General features: G+C 58.3%; 6 protein-coding genes. All 6 read right to left on the reverse strand.

All coding sequences use genetic code 11. The annotated features are described in order from the left end of the window. Complete coding sequence (recG, locus tag Q9Q94_RS16090; RefSeq protein ID WP_305981138.1) at positions 1-2,052, reverse strand: ATP-dependent DNA helicase RecG; 2,052 nt, start codon at positions 2,050-2,052, stop codon at positions 1-3. A gap of 6 nt (positions 2,053-2,058) precedes the next feature. Then, entirely contained in the window at positions 2,059-2,439 is a 381-nt protein-coding gene (locus Q9Q94_RS16095) for a Rid family detoxifying hydrolase (protein ID WP_305981139.1), read from the reverse strand. 258 nt (positions 2,440-2,697) lie between these two features. Next, entirely contained in the window at positions 2,698-3,147 is a 450-nt protein-coding gene (gene fliW, locus Q9Q94_RS16100) for a flagellar assembly protein FliW (protein ID WP_305981140.1), read from the reverse strand. 96 nt (positions 3,148-3,243) lie between these two features. Beyond that, positions 3,244-3,996, reverse strand: a complete 753-nt coding sequence (locus Q9Q94_RS16105; protein ID WP_305981141.1) for an SPOR domain-containing protein — start codon at positions 3,994-3,996, stop codon at positions 3,244-3,246. Then, positions 3,983-4,564: a DUF2802 domain-containing protein gene (locus Q9Q94_RS16110; RefSeq protein ID WP_305981142.1), complete on the reverse strand. Its 582-nt coding sequence runs from the start codon at positions 4,562-4,564 to the stop codon at positions 3,983-3,985. Before Q9Q94_RS16110 ends, Q9Q94_RS16105 begins: the two co-directional genes overlap by 14 nt. A gap of 170 nt (positions 4,565-4,734) precedes the next feature. Then, on the reverse strand, positions 4,735-6,012 hold the full coding sequence (locus tag Q9Q94_RS16115; RefSeq protein WP_305981143.1) for an OmpP1/FadL family transporter: 1,278 nt from the start codon (positions 6,010-6,012) through the stop codon (positions 4,735-4,737). Between the last annotated feature and the right edge of the window lie 389 nt (positions 6,013-6,401).

Here is a 6,401-nt window from a genome sequence, read left to right on the forward strand (position 1 = left end):
TCAGGCTCTCAACAGTTCTGCGCGCCCACCGTACCAGCGAGCCAGCAAGGCATCGGCGGCTTCAGGGTGGCGCGCCTGCAACTCTTCAGCGGCCTGCCGGGCAATCTCGATGAGATCGACATCCTGCTCCAGATCGGCGTAGCGCAGCAGGGGCACCCCACTCTGACGTGCACCGATGAATTCGCCGGGCCCACGCAAATGCAGGTCACGCCGGGCTATCTCGAATCCGTCGGTCGTCTCGTAAATGGCCTTGAGACGCTCTCGCCCGTTCTGTGACAAGGGCTGAGCATACACCAGCACGCAGCTGGAGGCCGCAGCGCCGCGCCCGACCCGCCCGCGCAGCTGGTGCAACTGAGCCAGACCAAAACGCTCGGCATGCTCGATCACCATCAGGCTGGCGTTCGGCACATCCACGCCGACCTCGATCACCGTGGTAGCAACCAGCACCTGCACATCATTGCGCACAAAAGCGTCCATGACCTCGGCCTTTTCCGCTGGTTTGAGACGGCCGTGCACCAGTCCGACCTGCAGTTCCGCCAGCTCCGCCGAGAGGGTTTCAAAGGTCTCGACGGCGGTCTGCAATTGCAGCGTTTCGCTTTCTTCGATGAGCGGGCAAACCCAGTAGGCCTGGCGCCCCTCGGCACAGGCGTCGCGAACCCGGGCGATGACTTCGTCGCGGCGTGAATCCGCGACAAGCTTCGTGACAATGGGGGTGCGCCCCGGTGGCAACTCATCCAGCACGCTGACATCCAGATCCGCCATGTAGCTCATCGCCAGCGTGCGCGGAATGGGCGTGGCACTCATCATCAGCATGTGCGGCAGACGCCCGACGACCTTCTCGCGCAAAGCCAGGCGTTGGCGCACGCCGAAACGGTGCTGTTCATCCACCACGGCAAGGCCCAGTTTTTCCAGCACCACGGTATCTTCAATCAGCGCATGGGTTCCCACCACCAAGAGGGCTTCACCACTGGCAATCTTCTCCAGCATGGCCGTGCGCTCGCGTTTTTTCTGCGACCCGGACAGCCACACCACTTCGATTCCCAAGGGCAGAAGCCAGCCTGAGAGCTTGCGGTAATGCTGTTCTGCGAGGATCTCGGTCGGCGCCATCAAAGCTGCCTGCAAACCGTTCTCGGCGGCCTGCAACATGGCAAGTGCGGCGACAATGGTTTTACCGCTGCCCACATCGCCCTGCAACAAACGCTGCATCGGCCAAGCCTGGGCCAGGTCGCGCGCCACCTCGTCAACCGCGCGACGCTGGGCTCCAGTCAGGGCAAACGGCAGAGCGTCGATGAGCCGGGCAGTCAGCAGCCCCAGTGCGGGCAGGCGCGCGGCGGCATGGGCACGACGCTCGATGTAGGCGCGGCGCAGCTGGATCTGCTGGGTCAGCAGTTCGTCAAATTTGATACGTCGCCAGGCAGGATGGCTGCGATCTTCCAGCGCTCCAAGTCTTGCATCCGGCGGAGGCTGATGCAGATAGCGCAAGCTGCGTTCCCAGCCGGCCAGCTTGAGGCTGCGCCGCAGCGCCTCGGGCAGATGATCGACGAGACTGGCGCGCTCGAACGCCCGAATCACCAGCTTGCGCAAGGCAGATTGGGCCAGCCCGGCAGTTGCCGGGTAGATGGGAGTAAGCGATTGCGGCAGAGCCTCGCCAAGGGTCACCGCCTGCAAGCGCGGATGAATCATTTCGTCGCCCCAGAATCCGCTGCGGATCTCGCCGAAAGCCCGCACCCATCGGCCGGGCTCCAGCATTTTCTGGATCGAAGGGTAGAAATTGAGAAAGCGCAGAATCAGGCTGCCACTTCCGTCGCGCAGTTTCACCACCAGTTGCCGGCGTGGACGGAACGTCACCTCGGCATGCTCGACCTCCGCCTCGACCTGCGCCGGCATCCCCGGCGCAGCTGCCGCGATCGGGGTGATGCGTGTTTCGTCTTCGTAACGCATCGGCAGATGCAGCAGCATGTCGGCATCATTGTAGATGCCGAGCTTGTGCAAGCGTCCGGTCAGAACAGAAGGCTGTTTTGCCGGTTTGGAAGAAGGTGTTGCGGCCTTCAAGATTGCTCAATCGAGCTGGAGAATGGCGTCGATTTCGACCAGTGCGCCGCGCGGCAGCGTCGCTACCCCCAGCGTGGCACGCGCCGGATAAGGCGCCTCGAAGTTCTGCTGCATCAGTTCATTGATGCGGGCGAAATTTGCCAGATCGGTCAGATAAATATTGAGCTTCACCGCGTTACCCAGTGTTCCACCGGCGGCCTCCGCCACTGCTTTGAGATTGGCAAAAACCTGCACGGCTTGCGCCTCGAAGCCTTCGACAAGCTGAGCACTGATGGGGTCCAGCCCGATCTGACCCGAAAGATAAACCGTATTGCCGGCGCGAATGGCTTGGGAATAGGGGCCGATGGCGGCCGGGGCATTGGCAGTGACTACGACGTGGCGTGACATGGCGGACTCCGGAACACAGGATCAGACAAGGCTCGAAGTCTAACAGGGGCTGACGGCTGTCGCGGCGAACCAGCACGATCAGGCCGCAGGAAGCACATGCGCCGGAACGAAAAGCCCCCCGAGCATGCCGAAAACGCGCCTGCAGCTTGGGTCTTCAGCGCGTCACACCGAAAATCCATAATCCGCGCGGATCTTCAGCATGCCTTGCTCAAGACGCAGGCCAGTTGCGGGTTTACAGACAGACACTCAAGAGCAGGCTCAGTCGGCAGAGCGCAGAGTAACGTCACAGCCGAGTTTGGCAATGACTTTCTGCAGGCCGCGCATGGTTGCTCCATTGATCACCAGTGGCGCCATCAGATTGGCTCTGACAGGCCCGTCTCCCGCTCTGCGGTGAAGCTCCTCCCTGTCCTCATGCCGCAGTATCAGCATGACGGCCATATCCTCAGCGCTTCCGGCCCCCAGCAGCTTTTCCTCATCTTCGGTGAGAGCGAATTCGTAATGCAGTCCGAGCAGATCCGGAGTCGTGACCGAGAAGGCCAGTTCCGGCATCTCGACGCTCTGCAGCACGGCGACCTCTTGCACATGGCTCGCAACTTCAATCAGCGTGAACCGCTTGCAGTTCTCAAAACCGGGCAGCCCGGCCGGAAACTCGATCACCTTGTTGGCGGCAACTTCAAGACTGCCGAAACGCGGACTATCGATTTTCATTTTCCTCTCCTCTCGATCACAGGAAATACAGACTAGCCAATCTACGCCAGACCCGGCCAGAAAAAGCCCGAAGATGCAGTTGTAATCCCCTGTAAATCAGGGCTTTTTTGCTGCGACCAGCATCCCGTTGCCCAACCCCAGTGTCCGTAACTTCTCCTGAGCTTTGACCGCCTCTTCCTTGCTGGCAAAGGGGCCTACCTGGACCCGGGTTTCCAGTTGTGAGGGAATTCCAGCCTGCTTGAGCTTGCTGCGCAGATCCTCCGCATTTGAAACACTGTTGAACACACCCAGTTGAACCACGAAGTTGCCATTGGCCAATGGCGCCGCAGGTGTCGCTACCGGAGCGGGTGAAACGCTTGCAGGCGCTGGAGCCGCGGCGGCTCTGGGAGCCTCAACAAACAAGCGATCGCCATTGACCGGCTTGCCAGTCCGCGGAGCTGGCCGTATCGGGGCTGGGGCTGGGGCTGGGGCTCCAAGGATGGGTTTGACGGAAGGATCCAGGCTGCCTTCCGGCACGACAGGTGCGGCAGCAGGCAAGGGGCCTGGATCTTCCGCGCGGGGAGCAGACATGGACGCCAACTCGGCCTGCGCTGTATCCGGAGCGCCCTTGATTGCCTCCTGCACCTCTTCGGAAAGACCGCTGGCGGAACTGGTCACCGCCACACCGATATCGGGCTTGCTCACCACCGGCATCGCCGATGGCTCGCTCGTTTCCTTCTGCTGCTCAAGAATCAGAAGCGTCGCAAGCAGCGTCACGATCAAACCGGCAGCCACCGCTACGCGAATCACAACCTTACGGCGTTCCTGTGCTTCGTCACCGCCACGACTCTTCACATCATGATCCAGCATGTTTCGTCTCCCCGTCTGCCGAGTCGCCACTCAGTGATCGAACCAGCTCAGCCTCTGCCACTGAAATATCACATCGCTCGGCAATTGCCTGTACATCGTAGCCGCGTCGTGCGAGTGCCATTGCCTCACCATACAAAGGAGAAACCTGCGCCGCAGCACGAAGATCGGATATCTGCTCCTTGAGGTCAGCCAGCTCGGCCTGAAGAGCGTCATGGTCTGCCCGCAATTCGTCCAGCAAAACCCGGGTCTGTCGCATTTCGAGCAAGGCATCAAACCCGAACGCACTGGCGTCCGGCTCGACAGGGCGCATCAATTTAGGCTCGGGCCGTTCATCAACCTCTGCCGCCATTGCCGGCGGGGTCCCATCATAGAAAACGCTTGAAAATGATTTGCCCGGCAGCCCGCCCAGAATCTGGGAATGGATGGTTTCGGAAGACGTGTCAGAGAACTCCAGCGGATCAGCCTTCTCAGGCCTGCGGGACGGCGTCGCGAAATACCGCAACAACAACCACGCGATATACGCCAGCAAAAGCCCTACCAAGCCATAGACGATGTCATGCGGCGTCAATTTTGCCCCTTGCCGTTTGACCTGAACTGTCGCAGGTCGTTGATTCGATCCTGATGATCATACTTGCAGACGACCTTCATATGGAAGGTCATCCCCTTCTGTCGCTTGAACAGATAAAAAAATGCCCGGTCAGCAAACCGGGCATTCCACAAGCAGTTTCGACTCGACAATCAGAATGTGCGGGTCATCTGCGCACCCAGAATTATGATGCTCCCGTCGTAACTGCCGGCAACGCGACCACGATAGGCGCTGCTCTGATTCGCGTCCACCTTGTCTTCCGGGATGTACAGGTATGCGACCCCTACATCAACAAGCGTTGATTTATCAAATTTCCATTGAATCCCGGTGGAAAGCCAGTAACGATTGTTGTCGGGCAATGAAACCAGGCGCTCCTCGACACCACGGACGGGAGACTGATCGTAGGCGATACCGTATTTCCACTTCCAGTTATCGTCGATCTTGTAATTGCCACCCAGAGCAATCCGCCATGTGTCGCGGAAATTCGCATCCAGCTGCTGTGCAACACTGCCGGCCGGTTTACCCGCCCCGGCATCCGAGGTGCGCACAATATCCACCTTATCAACCGTACTCCAATTCGTACGGGAAACATCACCCAGCATCTCCCAACGCTCACTAATCTGTTGGGCGACACTGAAGGTATATGTATCAGGCAGAGTGATGTCTGCCTTTGCGAACGCATTCTGGGATACGGCCTGATTGTTCGAACTCAGCGTACCTTCCAGATTGTGGAACATCTTGGACCGATATGAAAAACCCAACTCGGTACTCGGGCTCAATTTGATCGTCGCGCCGGCATTCCAGCCATAGGCCTCGCTTGTAGCTTCCAGAGTAACGATAGCGGCCTGTGTCACGCCATTAAGCGTTGCGGCATTCCGCTGGTACAACGCTTCCATGCGCTGATAATTGGCACCAAAACCGAGCGAAATGGAATCTGTCGCCTTGACCGCCAAGGACGGGTTTACGTTGTACGTTTTGATATCGAAGGTCTGCGACTGAAACCGTCCTGCCCAGTCATGGTTGTATTCGGTTTTCAATCCAAACGGGCTGCCTACTCCGATCCCGGCAAACCATTTGTCGCTCAACTGCCAGCTTGCATAGAGGTTGGGCAATCCAGCAATACCCCCAGCATCTCCACCGTCACCTCCGGTTGCAGCAGATCCATTACTGCTTCCGTCATTCTTGAACTTGTAGCTGGGCTTTATGAGAGTCAAACCTGCAGAAATATTGCCGCCATTCAGTTTGGTCATGGCTGCCGGGTTATAAAACACTACGCTGGCATTTTCTCCGACAACAGCGGAGCCAGCATAGGCATTACCCAAGCCACTGGCATTTTGCTCCAGCAATTGAAACCCGGATGCACTCGCTCCGCCGATAAAACCAAGCCCTACCGCCAAAGCAGCAGCTTGAACGATGACTCTTCCCTGCATACAACTCTCCTCTTTTGAATCACTCAGCGAGTGTGGTATCCCACGGTTATTTGGGCTCGAGACACAGTCCGTTTCCAGCATTGGTAGCTGGCAACGGAATCCCTCAGAAAAACGGATCAGCCGCTCTTGCATGCAGGCTTGGGTTGTGCCGGATTGATCAACGCCAGACACAAAGAAATGCGAAAGCGTGAAACTCAAACAAACGTTTTGATCCTACCCGTAAGGGTAGGTATGTCAATCCGCATTGCACAATCGAATTCATTTCGAGTTAGAAAGCAAAAACCCGCTACAGGAGACCTGTAGCGGGTTTGCATAGATAGTCTGACGATGACCTACTTTCGCATGGGCAATCCACACTATCATCGGCGCGGTTTCGTTTCACGGTCCTG

The sequence above is a fragment of the Uliginosibacterium sp. 31-16 genome (assembly GCF_030730865.1).
GTDB lineage: Bacteria > Pseudomonadota > Gammaproteobacteria > Burkholderiales > Rhodocyclaceae > Uliginosibacterium.